Genomic DNA, 20,988 nt, shown 5'->3' with positions numbered 1-20,988 from the left:
GAGGGAGGGAGGGCGCGCGGAGGGCGGGCGCGCGCGGGGAAGGTCTGGGCACAGCGCGCGGAGGGAGCGCGCGCGGAGGGACTGGGCACGGGCGCGCGGAGGGAGGGCAGGCGCGCGCGGAGGGACTGGGCACGGCGCGCGGAGGCACGGGGCGCGGAGGCACTCGGCGCGGAGGCACGGGGCGCGGAGGGAGGGCGCGCGGAGGGAGGGCGGGCGCGCGGAGGCAAACGGCGCGCGGAGGCAAGGGGCGCGGAGGGCGGGCAGGCGCGCGCGGAGGGACTGGGCACGGCGCGGGGCGCGACCGGCGGGCGCGCGGAGGGAGGGTGGGCGCCGGGGCGGTGCGGTGCTTGCTAGATGGTGTTGGAGGCCAGGCGGGCGTGCTGCAGGGACTGGGTGATGCGGCTGGCCTCGTCGAGCAACAGTTGGCCGAGCATCCTCTGCCGCTCGGGCTTGAAGCGCGGCTCGATTCCGGTGAGCGAGAGCGCCCAGGCCGGCCGGCCGGCCCGGTCGAAGATCGCCGCCCCCATGCCCCAGCTGCCCTCCAGAATAAGCCCGGGGTTGACCGCGTAGCCGGTGACCCGGGTGCGCTCCAGATTGGCACGGATGCTGGCGGGCGAATGCCGACCATCCCAGCGCGCCGTGAGCGCCTCGGCGTCGGCGAGGAGGGCATCCACTTCGGCCTCGGGCAGGAACGCCATGATCGCCAGACCAGCGGATGCCACCCCCAACGGAAACCGCACCCCCTCGTGCAGCACGAAGGAGCGAATGGGAAAGCTGCCCTCCTCGCGCAAGAGACACACGGTCTCGGCGCCGCGCCGAATCGAGAGGAACGCGCTCTCTCCGGTTTCTTCGGCGAGGCGCTGCAGGCTGGGCCGGGCCAGCTCTTCGATGGGGTAGCGGGCCGCAGCGACGGTTCCCATGACGAAGATCTCGGGGCCGTAGTGCCAGGTTTTTTTAACCGGATCGTGGTCGAGCAGACCCTCCGCGGCGAGGGAAGTGAGCAGCCGGTGCACGGTGGGCCGGGTGAGGCCCGAGTCGCGCACGATCTCGGCCAAGGGAGTGCCACTGGGATTGCGACCGACCAGACGCAACAGCAGGGCGATGCGGGTAACGACCTGGGCGCCCTGCAGCACCGGGGCGCCGGCCGACCGGGGTGTGGCGGCGGGTCGGTTACCGGTCATTGTGACTCCTTTGTCCATAATGTGGATGTTTCGCAGCCTACTGTTCACGGGGTGGAATCGCAAGAAAATAGCAATTGACAGGGCTTATTCGGCCTGAATACCATGACGTAACGAGCTGTTGTCCACAAGATGGACAGGCTTCCACAGCTACACCACTCAACGAGGAGACAGTATGTCCAAGGTTCAGGTCAGCGCGATTGACGCGCTGTTCGACGTTCTGCGCGACGGGATGACCCTCGCCGTCGGTGGATTCGGGTTGAGCGGAATCCCCGCCGATCTCATCGACGCGGTGCGGGCATCCGGTGTGAAAGACCTCACCGTGGTGTCCAACAATATGGGCGTCGACGGCAAGGGCCTCGGCGTGCTGCTCGAGGCCGGGCAGGTGCGCAAGGTTATCGCCTCCTACGTGGGGGAGAACAAGCTCTTCGCTGAGCAGTTTCTGGCCGGCGTACTCGAGGTGGAGTTCAGCCCCCAGGGCACCCTCGCCGAGCGGTTACGGGCTGGCGGCGCGGGAATTCCGGCGTTCTATACCAAGACCGGCGTGGGCACACTCATCGCCGAGGGCAAGCCGCTCGCCGACTTCGACGGTGAAACCTACCTGCAAGAACGCGGAATCGTCGCCGACGTAGCCCTGGTCAAGGCCTGGCGCGCCGACACCCTGGGCAACCTGGAATACCGCTTCACCGCCCGCAACTTCAACCCGATCGTGGCCACCGCCGGGCTCGTGACCATCGCCGAGGCCGACATTATCGTGGAGCCCGGCGAGATCAACCCCAACCATGTGATCACGCCCAGCGTTTACGTGCAGCGCCTGGTTCAGTCCTCGGATCGGGTCAAAGACATTGAACAGCGCACCGTGCGCAGCCGGCCCGTGCTGGCATCCGCTTAGAGACCCGAGGAGCACAATCATGGCTTGGACCAGAGACGAAATGGCCGCGATCGCGGCGCAGGAACTGCGTGACGGCGACTACGTGAACCTCGGCATCGGCATTCCGACGCTCGTGGCCAATAATCTCCCTGAGGGCATCCAGGTGACGCTGCAGAGCGAGAACGGACTGCTCGGCATGGGGCCCTTCCCGTGGGAGGGTGAGGAAGACGCCGACCTCATCAACGCCGGCAAGCAGACCGTCACGGTGCTGCCGGGCGGGTCGATCTTCGACTCGGCCACCTCGTTCGGCATGATCCGCGGCGGGCACGTAAAGGTGGCCATTTTGGGCGCGATGCAGGTCTCCGGCCTCGGCGACCTCGCCAACTGGACCATTCCCGGCAAAATGGTCAAGGGCATGGGCGGCGCGATGGACCTGGTCGCCGGCACCCCGCGGGTGATCGTGCTCACCGAGCACGTCGCGCGCGACGGCGCCCCGAAGATCGTGACCGAGTGCACCCTGCCGCTGACCGGCCTGAAGTGCGTTGACCGCATCATCAGCGACATTGCCGTCTTCGACGTGACGGCGACCGGCCTCGTGTTGCGGCAGCGCGCCCCCGGTGTCAGCCTGCAAGACATCGAGGACACGACCGAGGCCGCCTTCACGGTCGAGGAACTGCCCGCCATCGGGCTCGGCGCCGGTCGCCGCTGACGCTCGCCAAAAGAGCGCCGCCGCTGACGCCGGCCAAAAAACACCTTCGCTGCTGAAGCGGAGGTGTTTTTTGCGTAATTTCCGTTCAGTGTCCCCCTGGCTATTGTGAGATTGTTCAACAATTAGGTAGGCTCTGGAAAACGCTGATTGGGCATCCGCTCTGAGAATGCGAGCAATACCCCTGCTCATCGGGGGTTTATTTGGCGTGTCTGGAGACCCAGGGCGCAGGCAACGCTGGGAGAAATATGCTCGTTCTGATCGGTGTGCTGCTTGTGATCGTGGGGTTTGCGATTCGCATGAACCCCCTCGTGGTGGTGACGGTCTCGGGCATCGTCACGGCGCTGATCGGCGGGTTGACCCCGCTGGAGATTCTGGAAGCGTTCGGCACGGGCTTCGCCAGCAGCCGGTCGGTGACGGTCTTCGTGATCGTGCTGCCGGTCATCGGGCTGATCGAACGGTTCGGTCTGCAGCAGCAGGCGAAGCGGATGATTGCCCGACTCTCGCGCCTGACCACCGGTCGCGTGCTGGTCGGCTACCTCCTGATTCGCCAGATCACGGCCGCTCTGGGCCTGAACAGCGTGGGCGGGCACGCCCAGACCGTGCGGCCGCTGATCTTTCCGATGGCGGAGGGCGCGGCCCTGCGTCGCTACGGCACGGTGCCCGATCCGATCAAGGAGAAGATCAAGGCGCATTCGGCCGCGACCGACAATGTAGGGGTCTTCTTCGGTGAAGACATCTTCGTTGCGGTGGGCTCGATCCTGCTGATCACCTCCTTCGTCGATGCCACCTACGGCCTGCAGCTTGACCCGTTGCACGTGGCGGTGTGGGCAATCCCGACCGCCATCGCCGCACTGCTCGTGCACGGATTCCGATTACTTCGACTCGATAAACAGCTCGACCGCGAGGTGCGTGCCATTGAGGCCGCCGACAACGTCGAAATCATCAACGCAGGAGGCACGGCATGATTGGCGTTGAAGCGGTTTACTGGTTTGTCGGCGCGCTCTTTCTGGTCTGGGCGCTGCTCATCGCCGGCGACAGCAGCCACCCGCGACGCTGGGGCAGCGCCGCGTTCTGGGGGCTGCTGGGCCTCTGCTTCTTCTACGGCACCTTCGTGCAGAGCGAGCTGGCCCCCGGCTGGATCCTCGGGATCGCCGTCATCGTCATGGTCGTGCTCGCCAGCACCGGCCAGCTCAAAGACGGCCGGGCGCGCACGACGAACGACGTGGAGCGCGAAACCTATTCGGTCGCTTTCGGAAACAAACTCTTCATTCCGGCACTGACCCTGCCCGTGGTGACCGTGCTGGTCGTGCTTCTGGCCCCGTACGTCACCATTAACGGGCAACTCCTGATCAGCCCGGTCAACTCCACCCTGGTGGCGCTCGGCATCGGCGCGATCTCCGGGGTCATCGTGGGTCTGGTTATTTTGCGGCCGCGGCGGCTGTTCACCCCCATTCTCGAAGGCCGTCGCATTCTGGAATCCATCGGCTGGGCGGCCCTGCTGCCGCAGATGCTGTCGACTCTCGGCATCCTCTTCACCAAGGCCGGCGTGGGCGTGGCCGTGGGCACCCTGGCGACCGTGGTACTGCCGGATGGCTCGCTGATCGCCGCCGTGCTGGTCTACTGCGTGGGCATGTTTCTGTTCACCGTGCTGATGGGCAACGCCTTCGCGGCGTTCCCCATCATGACCGCCGCGATCGGCTGGCCCGTGCTCGTGCAGACCTTTGACGGCAACCCGGCCGCCGTGTTCGCCATCGGCATGCTCTGCGGCTTCTGTGGCACCCTCGTCACACCGATGGCCGCCAACTTCAACCTGGTGCCGTCGGCCCTGCTGGAGATGAAAGACAAGTACGGCGTGATCAAGGCCCAGATCGGTACCGGCGTGCCAATGCTCGGCATCAACGTGGCCCTGATGTACTTTCTCGCGTTCTGACCGCACAACGAAGTGGATTCCATGCCTGACACCCGCACCCCCCTTGACGCTCCCGCCCTGCTCACCCAACTCGCTCCGAGCTACGCCGACGTCGTGCTCGACAACCTGGCCCGGCCCTATCCGCACTCGGCGCACCACACCGCGCGTTCAGCGGATGACCGCCCCACGCCCGAGCAGATCCACCCGGCCTTCTACACCGCCTTCGACTGGCATTCCAGCGTGCACATGCACGTGTTGGGTGTGCAGCTGCTCGAGCACGGCGTGGACGCGGAGCGGGATGCCGCCCTCCGCCGGGCGATCGGCGCCAATCTCACGGCCGACAAGCTGCACGTCGAGGGCGCCTATCTGCTCGCCAACGCCAACTGGGAACGGCCATACGGCTGGGCCTGGCTGGTGCGTCTCGCGGCCACCTGCGCGGCATCGACCGATGCCGAGATTCGCGGCTGGGCATCCGCACTCGACCCCATCGTCGACGTCGTGGCCGAACTGTTCGTGGCCTGGGTCGGCACCGCTGAATGGCCGGTGCGCCACGGCCTGCACACCAACTCGGCGTTCGGCCTCGGCCTGATGCTCGACGCCTTTCGCGACCTCGGCCGCAGCGACGCCGCCACGGCGTGCGAAAGCGCAGCCCGCACCTGGTTTGAAGCGGATGCCGGCTGGCCCGGTGACTGGGAAATGAGCGGGCAAGACTTTCTCTCGGCCGGGCTCAGCGAGGCCGATCTGCTGCGCCGCGTGCTCACGCCCGAAGCATTCGCGACCTGGTTCGCCGCATTTCTGCCCGGGCTGACGGCCGGCTCACGCATTCTGCGCCCGTACCGCGTCACCGACGAAGCGGATGGCTACCTCGTGCACCTGCACGGACTGAACCTCTCCCGGGCCGGTCAGGTCGCGCGCATTCTCGATGCGCTGCGCCGTGCCCCCGCCGCGCTCGACGCGCCAGCCGCACCCGTGGTGGCGGGGCTGACCGCGGCCCGGGAGCCCCTGCTGCGCGCCGGCCTCGAGGCGGTCGTGGCCGAAGACTTCATGTCATCGCACTGGCTCGCGACCTTCGCTTGGGACGCGCTCCTGTCGGCATCCGCTCTCGCCGATCCCGCCGCGAACTAGCCCGGGACTGCCATTCTCCGTCAGCTTTTCTAAATATTGTTGAACAATCGGGTGGTATGGGGCAGTCTAGGGAGAACGAAAGATGAGGAACCATGATTACCATCGATCTGAACAGCGACGTCGGAGAGTCCTACGGTAACTGGCGCCTCGGCGACGACACCGCCATCATCGCCCAGGTCACCAGTGCCAACGTGGCCGGTGGCTTTCACGCCGGCGACCCCAACCACATCCGCGCGACGTGCGCTGCAGCCGCCATGGCCGACGTCGCGGTCGGCGCGCACCCGGGGTATCGCGACCTGGCCGGCTTTGGCCGACGCTTCATCGAGATGGACCCGGCCGAACTCAGCAACGATGTGATCTATCAGATCGGCGCCGTACAGGCCCTCGCCCGCGCCGCCGGAACACGAGTGCGCTACGTGAAACCGCACGGCGCCCTGTACAACACGATCGCCCGCCATCCGGTGCAGGCGCAGGCCGTGGTGGACGCCGTGCTCGCCGTCGACCCGAGCCTGCCGCTGATGGTGCTGCCGAACAGCGAAATTGAACGCCGCGCGCAGGCCGCCGGGCTGCGCACCGTGGCCGAAGCCTTCGCCGACCGCGCCTACAACGCCGACGGCAGCCTCGTCTCGCGTACGTTGCCCGGCGCTGTGCTGCACTCGGTCGAGGCGGTCACGGCCCAGGTCGTGCGGCTCGCGCTCGAGGGCACCGTGGTGGCCATCGACGGTTCCATCATTGCGGTTCCGGTGCAGAGCATCTGCCTGCACGGCGATACCCCCGACGCCGTGCGGCTCGCCGCGGCGGTGCGCACGGCCCTGCTGGGTGCCGGCGTAACCGTGGCCAGTTTCGTTTAGCGGAATGCGTACCCCCATCCGTTCCATCCGTGCCGTCGGCGACCGGGCTGTGCTCGTGCAGCTCGGCAGCCTCAGCGAGGTGCTCGGGCTGTACGAGGCGCTGCGCGAGCATCCGTTGCCCGGCCAGGTCGACGTCGTCGCCGCCGCCGAAACCGTGCTCGTGACGGCCGAATCGGCGAGCGTGGCACGCGGTTTCGCCGCCCGGCTGCGCGCGATCGAGCCACGCACCGCCCAGGCCGCCCACGATGACCTGGTCACCATCGACGTCGTCTACGACGGTGACGACCTCGACGAGGTCGGCGCACTCACCGGCCTCGGCCGGGACGGCGTGATCGCAGCGCACACCGCACAGCTGTGGACGGCCGCGTTCGGCGGATTCGCCCCGGGATTCGCCTACCTCGTCGGCGACGACCGGCTGCGGGTGGCCCGGCGTAGCAGCCCGCGCCGGGCGGTTCCGGCCGGAGCGGTGGCGCTCGCCGATGGCTATTCCGCCGTTTATCCGCGGGTCACGCCGGGCGGGTGGCAGCTTATCGGCCGTACCGACGCCGCCCTCTGGAACCTTGACCGCGACCAGCCGGCCCTCCTGCAGCCGGGCCATCGGGTGCAGTTTCGCGCCGTGCGCGAGTTCATCACGGTCACGCCCGCCGTCAGCCCTGCTGTCACACCCGCCGCCAACTCCGCCGATTCTTCCGCCGCCGCCGCCGCCTCCGCCGATTCTGCCGCCGCCTCAATCGTTGACCTCGTCGTCGTGCAGCCCGGACCGCAGACCACCGTGCAAGATCTCGGCCGCCCGGGCCTGGCCCATCTCGGCGTGGCCGGGGCCGGCGCGCTCGACCGTGGCGCCCTGCGCCGTGCCAACCGCCTGGTCGGTAACCCGGCCGACGCCGCCGTGCTGGAAAATGCTCTCGGCGGCCTCGTGCTGGAGGCTCGCACCGAGCAGGTGCTCGCCGTGGCGGGGGCCGGCGTTGCGATCAGCGTCGGCAAAACGGATGCCGCCGCGCGATCCGTACCGACCGACGCGCCGTTCGCGGTGCACGCCGGCGAACAGCTGAGCCTCACGGCCCCGGAGTGGGGCGTGCGCAGCTATGTTGCGGTGCGCGGCGGCTTCGACGTGCCGCTCGTGCTCGGCAGCCGGTCCACCGACTCCATGTCGGGCATCGGCCCGGCGCCGCTTCGCGCCGGCCATGCCCTGCGGGTGCTGCCGGCAGCACCCACGAGTGTGGTGGGCGCCGCCGAATGTGCGCCCGCGCCGCCCAACGACGTGACCGTGCTGCGGTACGTGCCCGGGCCCCGCGATGACTGGTTCAGCGCCGACACCCTCGGCGACTTCGACCGCACCGACTGGCGCGTCACCGCCCAGTCGAATCGCATCGGCCTGCGCCTGGACGGGCCGGCCCTGCAACGCGCGCAGAGCGGCGAATTGCCCAGTGAGGGCACGGTTTGCGGCGCCATTCAACTGCCGGCTTCGGGCGTTCCAGTGTTGTTTCTGGCCGACCACCCGGTGACCGGCGGCTATCCGGTGCTCGGGGTGGTGTTGCACGCCGACCTCGACCGGGCGGCGCAGCTCGCTACGGGCGCGCGCATCCGTTTTACTGCCGTACAGCTTGATTCCACCGCACCGACCGCCATCCACCCGAACGAGAGCTGACCCGTGCACAAAGTACTCATCGCCAACCGCGGCGAAATCGCCGTGCGCATCATTCGAGGTTGTTCCGACGCCGGGCTCGACTCGGTGGCCGTCTATGCGGATGTCGATGCCGACGCCCCGCATGTCGGTATGGCCACCGAGGCCTACGCGCTGGAGGGCAACAGCCCCGCGGAGACCTATCTCAACGTGCCGAAGCTGCTGGCCATCGCCCGGCGCTCGGGTGCTGATGCCGTGCACCCCGGCTACGGTTTTCTCTCCGAGAACGCCGACTTCGCCGAGGCCGTGCAGAATGCCGGACTGATCTGGATCGGACCGAGCCCGGACAGCATTCGCGTGCTCGGCAACAAGGTGTCGGCGCGCGAGATTGCTGTGCGCGTGGGCGCGCCGCTCGTGGCCGGCTCCAACGGAACCCTGGAGACCGCCGCCGAAGTGCGGGCCTTTGCCGAGGAACACGGCCTGCCGGTGGCCATCAAGGCGGCGTTCGGCGGCGGCGGTCGCGGCATGAAGGTGGTCTGGGAACTCGACGCCATCGAGGAGTCCTTCGACTCGGCTGTGCGCGAGAGCGTGGCGGCGTTCGGTCGCGGCGAATGCTACGTGGAACGCTTTCTGCACAAGCCCCGGCACGTCGAAGCGCAGATCCTGGCCGACGGGCACGGCGAAGTGATCGTCGTCGGCACGCGCGACTGCTCGCTGCAACGCCGCAACCAGAAGCTCGTTGAAGAGGCGCCCGCACCGTTTCTCACCGACGATCAGCGCGAGCTCATCTACAGCTCGGCGAAGGCCATCTGCCGGGAGGCCGGTTATTCCGGCGCCGGCACCGTGGAGTACTTGCTCGCCGACGACGGCAGTATCTCCTTTCTCGAGGTGAACACACGCCTGCAGGTGGAACACCCGATCACCGAAGAGACCTCCGGCGTCGACCTGGTGCTGGCCCAGCTCGCGATCGCCGCCGGCGGCGGGCTGCCGGTGTCCGACGACCCGGTGCCGCGCGGGCACTCGTTCGAATTTCGCATCAACGCCGAAGACCCGGGCCGCGGTTTTCTGCCGTCGCCGGGCACCGTGACCACCTTCACCGTGCCGACCGGGCCGGGCATCCGAGTGGATGCCGGCATCCGCTCTGGCGATGCGGTTGCGCCGCAATTCGACTCGCTGCTGGCCAAGCTCATCGTCACCGGCGCTGACCGGCCGCAGGCCCTGCGGCGCGCTCGCCGGGCGCTCGCCGAGTTCGAGATCACCGGCCTGCCCACCGTGCTGCCCTTTCACCGGGCCGTCGTTGACCTGCCGGCGTTCGCCGGACCGGATCGGCTGGGCGTGCACACGAGCTGGATCGAAACCGAGTTTGCCGAGCAGCTCGCCGCCGACCCCTCGCTCGCTCCGGCTGCCGTGCCGATCGGGCGGCGCACCATCACGATCGAACTGGACGGGCGACGCGTGGCGCTCGGTCTGCCCGATGACCTGCTGGCCGGCCTCAGTCACGGCGGCGGCGCGGTTCCTGTCGCCGCGGTCGCCGCCGACGAGCCGGATCCGGCCGCGCTTCACTCCACCATGAGCGGCACGGTCGTCAAGTGGCTCGTCGAGGACGGCGTCACCGTGGCCGAGGGGGATGCGCTTCTGGTGCTCGAGGCCATGAAAATGGAGTCGACCGTACTCGCGCATCGCTCGGGCATCGTCGTGGGGTTGCTCGTGGCTCCCGGTGACCTAGTGGCCGTGCACGCGGTCGTCGCCGCCATTGAGGCCTGACCCGCGCAGCAGACTCGATCCTGCACCAGACTCGATACTGTGGGGACATGACCCTCGACGAGATCCTGCCCGACCTTCGTCGCCAGAGCGCCGACGTTCGCCACGCCGAAACCGGACTGTGGGCCGCGTCGATGCTGCGCGAGCGTATTTCGGCCGGGCAGCTTGCCCCTGGCGCCAAACTGTCGGAGGAGCCACTCTGCGAGGTGCTCGGGGTGTCCCGCAATACGCTGCGCGAGGCTTTCGCGACCCTGGCCCGCGAGCGCGTCGTCACGCGCATCCCCAATCGGGGTGTCTTCGTGACCCGGCCCACCGCCGACGACATTCGGGAGATTTACCGGGTGCGACGCTTTCTCGAACCGGCCGCGCTTGCATGGTCGATCGAACCGAAAACGGATGCCCTCCATGCCGCCATCGCGCGCGCCCGCGTCGCCCGCCGCGCCGGCTCGGTGCCGGGCATGGCGAGCGCCAACCAGGACTTTCACGCGGCCATCGTGGCCCTGACCGGAAGCGAACGCCTGACCCAGCAGATGACCCAGGTGCTCGCCGAGATGCGGCTGGTTTTTCACTCGATGGAAGACGATCCGCTCTTCCACGCCCCGTACATTGACGACAACGCCGTGATTCTCGACACGTTCGAGGCGGGGGAACGCGCCGCGGCGGCGGCGCTTTTGGTCGATTACCTGCACGGCGCCGAGCAGCAGCTACTGGCGGCGCATGCCCGCGCCTGAGGCCGGCATGCGCGGGGCCTACGGCACTAGATAGTCGCAGTCACGGGCATCCGTGATGAGCATGTGGCCGGGGGCATGGCCGATGGCGAGCGGCGGGCGGGACTCCATCACGGCCGCCTGCGGGGTGACCCCGCAGGCCCAGAACACCGGAACGAAGCCGTCGGCCACGCGCACCGGGTCTCCGAAGTCGGGGCTCGCGAGGTCATGGATTCCCAGTGTCGCCGGATCCCCGATGTGCACCGGAGCGCCGTGCACGGCGGGGTAACGCGCCGTGATGCGCGCGGCATCCGCTACCCGGTCGGCGGGGATCGGGCGCATCGACACGACGAGCGGCCCGGCCAGGCTGCCAGCGGATGCGCAGCGCCGGTTGGTGCGGTACATCGGTACGTTTCGGCCCTGCTCGATGTGGGCGATGGGAATGCCCGCTTCTTGCAGAGCGGCCTCGAAGGTGAAGCTGCAGCCGACGATAAAGGTGACGAGGTCGTCGCGCCACCAGGCCGACAAGTCGGTGGGTTCATCGACGAGCACACCGTTCTGGTAGACGGTGTAGCGGCCGACGTCGGTGCGAATGTCGCCGCCGACCAGCAGTGGGCCGGTCGTCTCTCCGGCCTCCAGCACTCCGAGGATCGGGCAGGGCTTCGGGTTGCGTTGGGCGAACAGCAGCACGTCGAAGGCCTGCTCGCGCGGCACGATAATGAGGTTCGCCTGGGTGAATCCGCTGGACCAGCCCGCCGTCGGTGTGGCGAGTCCGTCTCGAAAGCGCGCCCGGGCCGCCGCAGGGCTGAGGCTTGCCCGGTCGATCTGCGTTACGACCACAGCTGCACGAGGCCGCCGAGTGAGCGGTAGCCGAGATACACGGTGAGGAGCCAGGCGGCGACGCCGATGACGATGAGCCATTTGGGGTAGACGTAGCCGCCGAGCAGGTCGCGGCGGCGCCACGCCACCCAGAGGATGACAGCAAAGCCGACCGGCAGGATCAGCCCGTTGACGGCTCCGGCCATGATGAGCAGGGTGGCCGGGGCCTGGCCGAGCAGGGTGAAGACCGCCGCCGACACCGCGATGAACACGCAGGTGGCAATGCTGCGCACCCGTGGCGAGGTCTTCGCGGTGGTGACGAACGAGATCGACGTGTACGCGGCTCCGATCACCGAGGTGATCGAGGCGGCCCAGAGGATGACACCGAACAGCATGCGGCCGATGTCGCCGGCCGCGGACTGGAACGCTTCGGCGGCCAGGTTATCGCTGGTGAGAGCGACGCCGCCGGCGACGACGCCGAGAATCGCCAGGAACAGAAGCACCCGGATGACGCCGGTGATGATGATGCCGAGAATGGAACTTTTGGTGATCTCACCGACGTTTTCGGGGCCGGAAACGCCGGCGTCGATCATGCGGTGCGCGCCGGCGTAGGTGATGTAGCCGCCGATCGTGCCGCCGATCAGGGTCGTGATGATGAGAAAGTCGATGTTGTCGGGAATTACGGCATTTTTAAGTGCTGCGCCGAGCGGCGGCTGCGACACGATCGCGACGTAGCCGATGAGTACGATCATGACGGCACCGAGCACGACGACGATCTTGTCGAGCGCCACGCCGGCACGCTTGCTCAGGAAGATGGCGATGGCGATGGCCGCCGATGCGAGCCCGCCGATCTTCGGATCGATGCCGAACAGAACGTTGGTGCCGAGTCCTGTTCCGGCGATGTTGCCCACGTTGAAGACGAGGCCGCCGATGCAGATGAGCGCGGCGAGAAACCAGCCGGCCCCCGGCAGCACGGTGTTGGCGAGTTCCTGGGCGCGCTTGCCGCTCACGCCGATGACCCGCCACACGTTCAGCTGAACGGCGATGTCCACCAGAATCGACACCAGAATGGCGAAGGCGAAGGCGGCACCGAGTTGCACCGTGAAGGTCGTGGTCTGCACGATGAAGCCGGGGCCGACCGCGCTCGTGGCCATGAGGAACATGGCTCCGAGTAGGGCTCCGCGGTGTTTGCTCTTCGGTTTACGCGTGATCGGTGCATTGGTCGTGGCCATGAATTGCTGCTCACTTCTCTGGGATACGAGTCAGCACCGGCGGCCACTGATTGTGAGAAAGCCTACGATTGTTCAACAATCACTGCAACCATTTGGGGGACATTGGGTCAACCTGTAACCCGCCTGAAATACAAAACGGTCAGATCCTGCGCATCCGGTTCTCGCGCTTCCCCGGCGCATAACTCCTGCAATTTCTTCAGGCCAGCGCCGACTTCCGCGGAATGGCGCGGTGAAGTTCTGGCGAGCTCTCAAATTGCAGGAGTTATGCGCTGGGCGGGCTGGCCGAGCGGTTGCCGAGCGGATGCAGGCAGGCGAGCAGCCAGGTGTGCAAGTGGGCAGGCAGGAAGTCCGGGCGGACTGGAATCCGGGGCGGGCAGACAGACAGACAGGCAGGTGGGCCGGTGGGCAGCCAGGCCGGCCGGCGCGTCAGGGAGCGGGTTCGAAGGCGATGCGGCGCAGTAGGGAGCGCAGCTGGTCCCGCTCGGCACTGCTGAGGCCCCGGAGGGATCGGTCCTCGGCCGCCTGAATCATGGCGCCGGCCTGCCGGTAGAGTTCCCGGCCAGCCGGGGTGGCCACGATCACTTTGGAGCGGCGATCGCGCGGATCCTGCTCGCGGGTGACGGCGCCGAGCTGTTCCAGATGGTCGACGAGGGCCACAATTTGGCTGGGGTCGAGGCTGAGAAACCCGGCGAGTTCGCGTTGCGAGGGGTTCTGGCCGCTGCAGGCCAGCGATAGCACGGAATACGATCGCACGCGCAGATCGAGCTCGGCGAGCATGCTGTTGGCCCGGGCCGAGCCAACGGATCGGGCTCGCGCCGTCATGAACTCGATCTCGTTGGCGAGGTCGGTATCGCGCAACCGATCGGAATCGCGCAGGCGGTCGGCAGCCGGGTCGGCGGCTCTCGTTTGCTCGCCAGGGCCAGGGCCAGGGCCAGCGCCAGTGCTAGTGCCGGTGCTAGTGCCGGTGCCGGTGCCGGTGCCGGTGCCAGCGCCAGGGCCAGCGCCAGCGCCAGCGCCAGTGCCAACGAACTCTGCCGGCGCGCCGGCCGCACCCTCGGCGCGGGAAACCAGGGGCGCTTTTACGGCCGGAACGGACTTTGTCATTTCCATAGGATAAACCCTAGCAAATTAGTTGACATTTTCAACGGTATAGGTTTTCATTGGTTTTACCGCACGGCAGAGCCCCGTGGCATCGACGCCACAATCGAACGAGGAGTCACAATGACGTTGACGAACATGCCCCCCACCGGCACGCTGTTGAAAGGCAAGGTAGCGATCGTGACCGGCAGCGGCCGAGGGCTCGGACTCGCTTACGCGCAGGAACTGGCACGGCAGGGGGCATCCGTTGTGATCAACGATGTCGACCAGCTGATCGCCGATGACGCCGTCGCGACCATCGTTGCCGAAGGAGGCCAGGCCGTGGCCGTCGTCGCCCCGGTGGGTTCGACCGCCACCGCGCAACAGCTTGTGCAAACCGCCGTCGACAGCTTCGGCCGTCTCGACATTCTCGTCACCAACGCCGGCGTGCTGCGCGACACCGTGGTCTGGAAGATGACCGACGACGACTTCGACGCTGTCATCAACGTGCACCTGCGCGGTACATTCACCTGTGTTCGTGAGGCGGCAATTCGTTTTCGCGAACAGGGCGAGGGTGGCCGCATCATCTGCATCGGCTCGCCCACCGGTCAGCGCGGCAACTTCGGCCAGACCAACTACGCTGCCGCCAAGGCCGGCATCGTGGGCATGGTGCGCACCTGGTCGATGGAACTGGCTCGCGCCAACGTCACCGTGAACGCGGTCGTGCCGGTCGCGGCGACCGCGATGACCGACACCGTGCCCTTCTTCAAAGCCTTCAATGATGCCGCAGCTCGCGGCGAGACCATGCCGCCCTTCGCCCGCCGGGTGCTCGGCTACGGCACCGCGCAGGACGTGGCCGGAGTCGTCGGCTTTCTCGCCTCCGATGCTGCGGCCGGCGTCACCGGCCAGGTCATCGGCTCCGGCGGCGACCGGGTTCAGCTCTGGTCGCACCCCGAGGTCGTCGCGACCGCCTTCGAGACCGGCGGGTGGAGCGTCGAAACCTTGAGCGAAGACTTCTCCGCGCTGTTCGGCGACAAACTGCAAAGCGTCGGCGAGAAACTGCCCGAGCTGCCCGCCGAGTTGCAGCCCGTCGCGGCGAACTAGCGATGGTCTACGAACTGGGCCTCAACGTTGACGCGCTCACGGCCATCGACACGCACGTGCACATCGAGGTCGGCGACGACGGGCACAACGCCCTGCCGCAGCCGCTCGTCGACGCCGCGAGCAAATATTTCAAAACGGATGCCCCCCGGCCCGGCCTCGACGAGATCGCCGACCTGTATCGCGAACGCAAGATGGCCGCGGTCGTTTTCACCGTCGACGCCTCCCGCAACCTGAACCACCCGCCGAACAGCAGCGAAGAGATCGCGATCGGTGCCGCCCGCAACAACGACGTGCTGATTCCGTTCGGCTCGGTCGACCCCACCCGGGGAGCGGCTGCGATCACCCAGGCCGAGCGCCTGGTCGGAGATTTCGGGGTGCGCGGGTTCAAATTCCACCCGACCGTGCAGAACTTCAACCCGAGCGACGAGCAGTTCTACCCGCTCTGGGCCACCCTGCAGACCCTCGGGCTGCCCACGATCTTTCACACCGGCCAAACCGGTATCGGTTCGGGCCTGCCCGGCGGTTTCGGCCTCAAGCTTGGCCTGTCCAACCCGATGCTGCTCGACAACGTCGCCGCCGACTTTCCCGAGTTGCCGATCATCATGGCGCACCCGAGCGTGCCGTGGCAGGACGAAGCCCTCGCCGTCGCCACCCACAAACAGAACGTCTACATCGACCTCTCGGGCTGGTCGCCCAAGTACTTTCCCGAGAACCTCGTGCGCCAGGCCAACTCCTTTCTGCAAGACAAGGTGCTCTTCGGCAGTGATTTTCCGCTGATCAGCCCGGACCGCTGGCTGAAGGACTTCGCCGATCTCAACCTCAAAGACAGTGTGCGGCCGAAGATTCTGCGAGACAACGCCATCCGCCTGCTCGGACTGTGCGCATGACCGCCTTCTACCCGAGCGATCAGTTCGGCTACTCCACCCTGCTCAGCGATGACGAGCTTGCGGTGTTACAGGGCCTGCGGGAGGTGCTCGACCGTGAGGTGCAGCCGCTGCTCGCCGATCACTGGGAGGCGGGGGAGTTTCCGTACCAGATCGTGCCGAAGCTGGTCGAACTCGACCTCATGAACGCGGGCACGAGCGCACTCTACGGCGGCTTTCGCAATTTCGAACTGGCCCGCACCGACGCATCCGTTGCCACGTTCTACAACGCCCAGTCGGGACTGTTTCGCACCACCGTGAACCTGGGCGGCAGCCCAGCGCAAGTCGCTGCGCTCGACGCGAGAATCGCGAGCTTCGATTGCACCGGCGTCTTTGCGCTGACCGAACCCGAGCACGGCTCCGACATCGCCGGCGGGCTCGCCACAACCGCGCGTCGCACCGGCGATACCTGGGTGCTCAATGGGGCGAAGCGCTGGATCGGCGGCGCCTCGAGCGCCGACGTACTCGCCGTCTTCGCCCGCGACGAGGCCGACGGTCAGGTGAAGGCCTTCCTCGTAGCAGCGGATGCCCCCGGCGTCATCCTCCGCAAAATCCAGCGCAAAACCAGCCTGCGCATCATGCAGAACGCCGACATCGACCTCGTCAACGTGCAGGTGGCCGAGACCGACCGCCTGCAGCGCATCAACTCGTTCAAGGATGTCGCCGCCCTGTTGCGCTCGATGCGCTCCGACGTGGCGTGGATCGCCACCGGCCTGCAGGCCGGCGCCTACGAGGCGGCCCTGCGCTACGCGAAAACCCGTGAGCAGTTCGGCAAGCCGCTCGCCGCTTTTCAGCTCACCCAGCAGAAGCTCGCCACCATGCTCGGCAACGTCACGGCGTCGCTCGGCCTGGTCGTGCGGCTCAGCCAGCAGCAGGAGGCCGGCGTATTCACCGAGGAGAATTCGGCGCTCGCGAAGATGTTCTGTTGCGAGCGGATGCGCCACACCGTGGCGTTGGCTCGCGAAATCGTCGGCGGCAACGGCATCACCCTCGACACCGATGTCGCCCGGTTTCATGCCGATGCCGAGGCCGTGTACTCCTACGAGGGTACGCACGAGATCAACAGCCTCATCGTCGGACGCGCCGTCACCGGGCAGAGCGCCTTCAGCTAACCCTTTCGCCTCACCCGCCATCGTCTCATCTGGATATATAAGGAGCGCCATGAGCACCACCGTCACCACCTTCGCCGAACTGCCCGGCCTGGCCGGCACCGACCTGGGCTACACCGACTACATCGAGGTCGACCAGACCCAGATCGACACCTTCGCCGACGCCACCGATGATCACCAGTGGTTGCACACCGACCCGGTCAAGGCCAAGGACGGGCCGTTCGGCACCACCGTTGCGCACGGGTTTCTCACCCTGTCGCTCGCGATCCCGTTCTGGACCGAACTGCTCGACGTGACCGACGTGACCACCAAGGTCAACTACGGCCTGGACAAGGTGCGTTTTCCCTCACCCGTCACCGTCGGTTCGAGAATCCGCATGCGGGCGACCATCGCCAGCGTCACCGAGATCGCCGGCGGCGTGCAGCTCGGCGTCGACCAGACCATCGAGATTGAGGGCGGCACCAAACCAGCCGTCGTCGCGCACTCGCTGTACCGCTTCTACGTTTGACCCGCATCCGCTGCACTGCACATCACACAACCCTCAAGGAAGAGGCACCATGTTTCACAGTAACCTGACCCGCGTTCGCACCGTCACCGGCCTGGCCGGCCTCGCCGTCGTCGCTCTGGCCCTCACCGGCTGCGCCGGCGCGACACCCGCCGCCGATGTGCCGCCCGACGCCGCCGACGGCGCCCTCACCACCGTGACGGTAGGCGTGCTCGCGATCGCGCCGTCGGTTGCCATGCAGTACGGCATCGACGAGGGCATCTTTGAAAAGCACGGCCTGGACGTGCAGCTGCAGACCGGTCAGGGTGGCGCCGCGATGCTGCCCGCCGTCTACGCGGGCAGCATGGATTTTGCCATCGGTAACCCGCTGTCGGTGATGGTCGCCGTTGATAAGGGCCTCGAAATGGAGATCGTCACCGGCTACAGCAACTCCAAGGCCGACGGCGACGACATCAACGGTGTTGTCGTGCGCACCGATTCGGGCATCGACGGCTTTGCCGACCTCGAAAGCAAGACCGTGTCGGTCAATGCGGTGAGCACCCAGGGAGACCTCACCATCAAGGAGAGCACCGAGCAAGACGGCGGTGATCCGTCTCTGATCAAGTTCAACGAGATGCCGTTCCCCGACATGGAAGCCCAGCTCGCCGCCGGCAACACCGACGCCATCTGGGTGCCGGAGCCGTTTTTGAGCAAGGCGCTCGCGAGCGCCGACTTCAAACTCATCGGATACCCGAACCAGCAGGCCCTCCCCGGGCTGCCCACCATGGTCACCTTCACGAGCGCCAAGTACGCCACGAACAACGCCGAGACCCTCGCCAAGTTCCGTGACGCCGTGGATGAAACCCTCAAACTGGCCGAAGCGAACCCCGACGATGTGCGTGCAACCCTGCCGGCCTTTATGGGCATGGACGCGGCCGTGGCCGCCAAGCTGAAGATGGAGACGTTCGACGGCGAGGTGCCCGAGGCCGTGCTCGCCGACCTCGGTGAGCTGATGCAGAAGTACAACGTCGTGACGAACGCGCCCGACGTCGCCGCGATGATCGCCAGCTAAACAGCTCGCAACCGGGGGTGTGCGCCGTAGTACGGTGGGCACACCCCTGACCCGCCCAGTGTCAGTGCCTCCGAAAATGGAGGCGTGTGAAAGGTACGTGCAACGATGCATAACCAAGGTCTCGGTTCCTGGATCCACCGCCGACGAGTGAAATCGGCCGAGCAGACGGCGCTGATCAGCGGCGATGATCGCGTCAGCTACGGCGAATTCGCCGAACGGGTGGACCGGCTGGCGAACGCCCTCGATGCCCGCGGCATCCGTTCGGGTGACCGGGTCGCCTATCTCGGCGAAAATCACCCGGCCTTTCTCGAGACGCTGTTCGCCTGCGGGGTGCTCGGGGCCATCTTCGTTCCGCTCAACACCCGCCTGGCCGCGCCCGAGATCGCCTTCGCACTGACCGATTCCGGCAGCCGCATTCTGGTGCACGCGGTGAGCCTGACCGACCTGGCCGAGCGTGGCTCGACCGGCACCCAGGTGGTGCAGCGCATTCGGGTAGCGGATGCCGCCGCTCCCGCCGCCGAATCCGCCTCGGCCGGACTGCTGGTGGAAAACCTCGACGAGGTCATCGCGGGCGCCCCGGCCACGCACCGCGACGAAAACGTGACCCTCGATGACCCCGCGCTCATTCTCTACACCTCCGGCACGACCGGCCAGCCCAAGGGCGCCCTGCTCACGCACGGCAACATGACCTGGAACAGCTTCAACGTGCTCGTCGACTATGACTTTGTCAGCAGCGACGTGGCCCTCATGATCGCGCCGATGTTCCACGTCGCCTCGCTGGGGATGGGCGTGCTGCCGACCCTGCTGAAGGGCGGATCCGTCGTGCTCGAGCCCAAGTTCGACCCGGGCCGCACTTTGCACCTGATTGAGCAGCACAAGGCCACCATTATCAGCGGCGTGCCCACGACCTACCAGCTGTTGTGCGAGCACCCGGACTGGGCGAGCACCGACATCAGCTCGCTGCAGAAGCTGACCTGCGGCGGTTCGGCTGTTCCCACCCGGGTGCTCGAGGCTTACGAGAAGCGCGGTCTGTCGTTTTCCGGCGGTTACGGACTGACCGAAACCGCGCCCGGCGCCACGAGCCTGGCCCCGCATAAGTCGCGCGAGAAGGCCGGCTCCGCCGGGCTGCCGCACTTCTTCACCGACGTGCGCATCGTCGACGAAACGGGCGCTGAAGTGCCGGACGGCGAGGTCGGTGAGATTCAGATCTCCGGCCCGAACGTCATTCGCGAGTACTGGAACCGGGCCGAAGCCACCGCCGAGAGCTACGCGGGCAATGTCTGGTTTCGCTCCGGTGACATGGGTTACACCGATGAACACGGCTACCTGTTCATCTCCGACCGGCTGAAGGACATGATCATCTCCGGCGGTGAGAACATCTACCCGGCCGAAGTCGAGCTCGCCATCTCCGAGCTCGAGTCGGTGTCGAGCGTGGCCGTGATCGGCATTCCCGACGAGAAGTGGGGTGAGGTGCCGTGCGCCGTGATCACCGTACGCGACGGCTTCACCCTCGACGCCGACGCTATCCAGATGCACCTGCAGGACCGACTGGCGCGTTACAAGGTTCCCAAGCGCGTCGTGATCGTCGCCGAAATGCCGCGCACCGCGAGCGGCAAGATCCGCAAGGCGGAGCTGCGCAAGGCCCACGCGGTGTAGCAACCGCACGGCTCGGCGGGTGGCAAACGGATGCTGCGGCTCACCCTGGTCAGGTTGCCGGCGGCGCGGCATCCGCTCGAGTGCGGTGAGCGGCCGTGGGCGCATCAGCGTTGAGCTCATCGATGAGCGCGAGCCCGCGTTCGGCCCACTCGATCTCGTGCTCGGCCCGAGCGATCAGGCCCTCGTAGGTGTAGCGCTTGTAGGCGCGAATGCTCGCGTGCTCGCTCGCTGGCGCATGGGCGAGTCGCTGTTCGAGCATGGTGCTGGTGCCGGTGTCGATCTCGCGCACCTTGTCGCGCCAGTCGTCCCTGCGGGCCGTATAGGCATCGATGTGTGCGTGCATTTGCGCCCGGGCGGCGTCGGGCTCGGCCCACTCCAGGTAGGCGGCCTTGAGATGCGCCGGGTCACGCTCCCGGGTGTAGCTGAGCGGCTCGTTCATCCAGGCGCGAAAGGCGTCGAGTCCCTTCGGCGTCACACTGTACTCACGTTTTTTGCCGCGCGGCCCCCACGGCACCTCGGTACCCACGAGCAAGCCGTCGGCTTCCATTCGGCGCAGTTCCGGGTAGATCTGCGAGTCGGGGGCATGCCAGACATGCGAAACGGATGCCTGGAACGCCTTCGACAGGTCGTACCCGGTCATGGGTTCCACGGTGAGCAGCGCCAGGAGCGCGTGGCGAAGGCTCATAGAGGTGTCCCCTTGGGTCGTGATGAAAACTACTTGAAACTGACTACCAGTATAGGTAGTCTGAATCCTGCGCTAACTATCTATGGGGATAG

The 20,988-nt window shown here is 67.0% G+C and carries 20 protein-coding genes; 15 read left to right on the top strand and 5 right to left on the bottom strand.

What is annotated here, in order from left to right; all coding sequences use genetic code 11:
• Positions 1-350: 350 nt before the first annotated feature.
• Positions 351-1,181 carry an IclR family transcriptional regulator gene (locus QMK22_RS17080; RefSeq protein ID WP_283498854.1) on the bottom strand — a complete coding sequence of 277 codons (831 nt, stop codon included), beginning with the start codon at positions 1,179-1,181 and terminating at the stop codon, positions 351-353.
• 172 nt (positions 1,182-1,353) lie between these two features.
• On the opposite strand from QMK22_RS17080, the gene QMK22_RS17075 reads away from it, so the two are divergent.
• The 9 genes from QMK22_RS17075 (at position 1,354) to QMK22_RS17035 (ending at position 10,759) form a co-directional block, all read left to right on the top strand.
• On the top strand, positions 1,354-2,070 hold the full coding sequence (locus QMK22_RS17075) for a CoA transferase subunit A (RefSeq protein ID WP_283498853.1): 717 nt from the start codon (positions 1,354-1,356) through the stop codon (positions 2,068-2,070).
• A gap of 19 nt (positions 2,071-2,089) precedes the next feature.
• Complete coding sequence (locus tag QMK22_RS17070) at positions 2,090-2,758, top strand: CoA transferase subunit B (protein ID WP_283498852.1); 669 nt, start codon at positions 2,090-2,092, stop codon at positions 2,756-2,758.
• 245 nt (positions 2,759-3,003) lie between these two features.
• Positions 3,004-3,723 (top strand): DUF969 domain-containing protein, encoded by a 720-nt coding sequence (locus tag QMK22_RS17065; protein ID WP_283498851.1) that lies wholly within the window; start codon positions 3,004-3,006, stop codon positions 3,721-3,723.
• A complete protein-coding gene (locus QMK22_RS17060; protein WP_283498850.1) occupies positions 3,720-4,688 on the top strand; it encodes a DUF979 domain-containing protein in 969 nt (322 codons plus the stop codon). The genes QMK22_RS17065 and QMK22_RS17060 overlap by 4 nt, the downstream gene beginning before the upstream one ends.
• A gap of 21 nt (positions 4,689-4,709) precedes the next feature.
• On the top strand, positions 4,710-5,792 hold the full coding sequence (locus QMK22_RS17055) for a DUF2891 family protein (RefSeq protein WP_283498849.1): 1,083 nt from the start codon (positions 4,710-4,712) through the stop codon (positions 5,790-5,792).
• 92 nt (positions 5,793-5,884) lie between these two features.
• Positions 5,885-6,643: a LamB/YcsF family protein gene (locus tag QMK22_RS17050; RefSeq protein WP_283498848.1), complete on the top strand. Its 759-nt coding sequence runs from the start codon at positions 5,885-5,887 to the stop codon at positions 6,641-6,643.
• Positions 6,644-6,647: 4 nt separating this feature from the next.
• Positions 6,648-8,291, top strand: a complete 1,644-nt coding sequence (locus QMK22_RS17045) for a 5-oxoprolinase subunit B/C family protein (protein ID WP_283498847.1) — start codon at positions 6,648-6,650, stop codon at positions 8,289-8,291.
• A 3-nt stretch (positions 8,292-8,294) separates the two neighbouring features.
• The gene (locus QMK22_RS17040; RefSeq protein WP_283498846.1) at positions 8,295-10,031 is read left to right on the top strand and encodes an acetyl/propionyl/methylcrotonyl-CoA carboxylase subunit alpha; all 1,737 of its coding nucleotides are present in this window, start codon (positions 8,295-8,297) and stop codon (positions 10,029-10,031) included.
• Between the two features lie 47 nt (positions 10,032-10,078).
• Positions 10,079-10,759, top strand: a complete 681-nt coding sequence (locus QMK22_RS17035; RefSeq protein ID WP_283498845.1) for a GntR family transcriptional regulator — start codon at positions 10,079-10,081, stop codon at positions 10,757-10,759.
• A gap of 18 nt (positions 10,760-10,777) precedes the next feature.
• Here the strand turns inward: QMK22_RS17035 and QMK22_RS17030 are convergent, their stop codons facing one another.
• The 3 genes from QMK22_RS17030 to QMK22_RS17020 all read right to left on the bottom strand — a co-directional run bounded on the left by QMK22_RS17030 (position 10,778) and on the right by QMK22_RS17020 (position 13,890).
• Positions 10,778-11,575 (bottom strand): putative hydro-lyase, encoded by a 798-nt coding sequence (locus tag QMK22_RS17030; RefSeq protein ID WP_283498844.1) that lies wholly within the window; start codon positions 11,573-11,575, stop codon positions 10,778-10,780.
• Complete coding sequence (locus QMK22_RS17025) at positions 11,566-12,786, bottom strand: NRAMP family divalent metal transporter (protein WP_283498843.1); 1,221 nt, start codon at positions 12,784-12,786, stop codon at positions 11,566-11,568. Before QMK22_RS17025 ends, QMK22_RS17030 begins: the two co-directional genes overlap by 10 nt.
• Before the next feature lie 426 nt (positions 12,787-13,212).
• Positions 13,213-13,890 (bottom strand): MarR family winged helix-turn-helix transcriptional regulator, encoded by a 678-nt coding sequence (locus QMK22_RS17020; RefSeq protein ID WP_283498842.1) that lies wholly within the window; start codon positions 13,888-13,890, stop codon positions 13,213-13,215.
• Positions 13,891-14,007: 117 nt separating this feature from the next.
• On the opposite strand from QMK22_RS17020, the gene QMK22_RS17015 reads away from it, so the two are divergent.
• The 6 genes from QMK22_RS17015 (at position 14,008) to QMK22_RS16990 (ending at position 20,211) form a co-directional block, all read left to right on the top strand.
• Positions 14,008-14,967 (top strand): SDR family NAD(P)-dependent oxidoreductase, encoded by a 960-nt coding sequence (locus QMK22_RS17015; RefSeq protein ID WP_283498841.1) that lies wholly within the window; start codon positions 14,008-14,010, stop codon positions 14,965-14,967.
• A gap of 2 nt (positions 14,968-14,969) precedes the next feature.
• Positions 14,970-15,854 (top strand): amidohydrolase family protein, encoded by an 885-nt coding sequence (locus QMK22_RS17010; RefSeq protein ID WP_283498840.1) that lies wholly within the window; start codon positions 14,970-14,972, stop codon positions 15,852-15,854.
• Positions 15,851-17,002: an acyl-CoA dehydrogenase family protein gene (locus tag QMK22_RS17005; protein WP_283498839.1), complete on the top strand. Its 1,152-nt coding sequence runs from the start codon at positions 15,851-15,853 to the stop codon at positions 17,000-17,002. The genes QMK22_RS17010 and QMK22_RS17005 overlap by 4 nt, the downstream gene beginning before the upstream one ends.
• Positions 17,003-17,051: 49 nt before the next feature.
• Positions 17,052-17,507, top strand: a complete 456-nt coding sequence (locus QMK22_RS17000) for a MaoC family dehydratase (RefSeq protein WP_283498838.1) — start codon at positions 17,052-17,054, stop codon at positions 17,505-17,507.
• A 49-nt stretch (positions 17,508-17,556) separates the two neighbouring features.
• The gene (locus QMK22_RS16995) at positions 17,557-18,555 is read left to right on the top strand and encodes an ABC transporter substrate-binding protein (RefSeq protein ID WP_283498837.1); all 999 of its coding nucleotides are present in this window, start codon (positions 17,557-17,559) and stop codon (positions 18,553-18,555) included.
• A 105-nt stretch (positions 18,556-18,660) separates the two neighbouring features.
• Positions 18,661-20,211 carry an acyl-CoA synthetase gene (locus tag QMK22_RS16990; protein ID WP_283498836.1) on the top strand — a complete coding sequence of 517 codons (1,551 nt, stop codon included), beginning with the start codon at positions 18,661-18,663 and terminating at the stop codon, positions 20,209-20,211.
• Positions 20,212-20,260: 49 nt separating this feature from the next.
• Here the strand turns inward: QMK22_RS16990 and QMK22_RS16985 are convergent, their stop codons facing one another.
• Complete coding sequence (locus QMK22_RS16985; RefSeq protein ID WP_283498835.1) at positions 20,261-20,896, bottom strand: PadR family transcriptional regulator; 636 nt, start codon at positions 20,894-20,896, stop codon at positions 20,261-20,263.
• Positions 20,897-20,988: the final 92 nt, after the last annotated feature.

Origin of the sequence: Cryobacterium sp. PH29-G1 (assembly GCF_030063365.1) — a bacterium.
Classification (GTDB): Bacteria; Actinomycetota; Actinomycetes; order Actinomycetales; family Microbacteriaceae; genus Cryobacterium.
The sequence above is the reverse complement of the archived record's forward strand: the minus strand, read 5'-3'. Positions and strand labels throughout refer to the sequence as shown.

Bases quoted from the DNA above. Each gene is read 5' to 3' on its own strand.
- QMK22_RS17080 (WP_283498854.1), bottom strand. From the start codon at position 1,181: ATGACCGGTAACCGACCCGCCGCCACACCCCGGTCGGCCGGCGCCCCG.
- QMK22_RS17075 (WP_283498853.1), top strand. From the start codon at position 1,354: ATGTCCAAGGTTCAGGTCAGCGCGATTGACGCGCTGTTCGACGTTCTG.
- QMK22_RS17070 (WP_283498852.1), top strand. From the start codon at position 2,090: ATGGCTTGGACCAGAGACGAAATGGCCGCGATCGCGGCGCAGGAACTG.
- QMK22_RS17065 (WP_283498851.1), top strand. From the start codon at position 3,004: ATGCTCGTTCTGATCGGTGTGCTGCTTGTGATCGTGGGGTTTGCGATT.
- QMK22_RS17060 (WP_283498850.1), top strand. From the start codon at position 3,720: ATGATTGGCGTTGAAGCGGTTTACTGGTTTGTCGGCGCGCTCTTTCTG.
- QMK22_RS17055 (WP_283498849.1), top strand. From the start codon at position 4,710: ATGCCTGACACCCGCACCCCCCTTGACGCTCCCGCCCTGCTCACCCAA.
- QMK22_RS17050 (WP_283498848.1), top strand. From the start codon at position 5,885: ATGATTACCATCGATCTGAACAGCGACGTCGGAGAGTCCTACGGTAAC.
- QMK22_RS17045 (WP_283498847.1), top strand. From the start codon at position 6,648: ATGCGTACCCCCATCCGTTCCATCCGTGCCGTCGGCGACCGGGCTGTG.
- QMK22_RS17035 (WP_283498845.1), top strand. From the start codon at position 10,079: ATGACCCTCGACGAGATCCTGCCCGACCTTCGTCGCCAGAGCGCCGAC.
- QMK22_RS17025 (WP_283498843.1), bottom strand. From the start codon at position 12,786: ATGGCCACGACCAATGCACCGATCACGCGTAAACCGAAGAGCAAACAC.
- QMK22_RS17020 (WP_283498842.1), bottom strand. From the start codon at position 13,890: ATGACAAAGTCCGTTCCGGCCGTAAAAGCGCCCCTGGTTTCCCGCGCC.
- QMK22_RS17015 (WP_283498841.1), top strand. From the start codon at position 14,008: ATGACGTTGACGAACATGCCCCCCACCGGCACGCTGTTGAAAGGCAAG.
- QMK22_RS17010 (WP_283498840.1), top strand. From the start codon at position 14,970: ATGGTCTACGAACTGGGCCTCAACGTTGACGCGCTCACGGCCATCGAC.
- QMK22_RS17005 (WP_283498839.1), top strand. From the start codon at position 15,851: ATGACCGCCTTCTACCCGAGCGATCAGTTCGGCTACTCCACCCTGCTC.
- QMK22_RS17000 (WP_283498838.1), top strand. From the start codon at position 17,052: ATGAGCACCACCGTCACCACCTTCGCCGAACTGCCCGGCCTGGCCGGC.
- QMK22_RS16995 (WP_283498837.1), top strand. From the start codon at position 17,557: ATGTTTCACAGTAACCTGACCCGCGTTCGCACCGTCACCGGCCTGGCC.
- QMK22_RS16990 (WP_283498836.1), top strand. From the start codon at position 18,661: ATGCATAACCAAGGTCTCGGTTCCTGGATCCACCGCCGACGAGTGAAA.
- QMK22_RS16985 (WP_283498835.1), bottom strand. From the start codon at position 20,896: ATGAGCCTTCGCCACGCGCTCCTGGCGCTGCTCACCGTGGAACCCATG.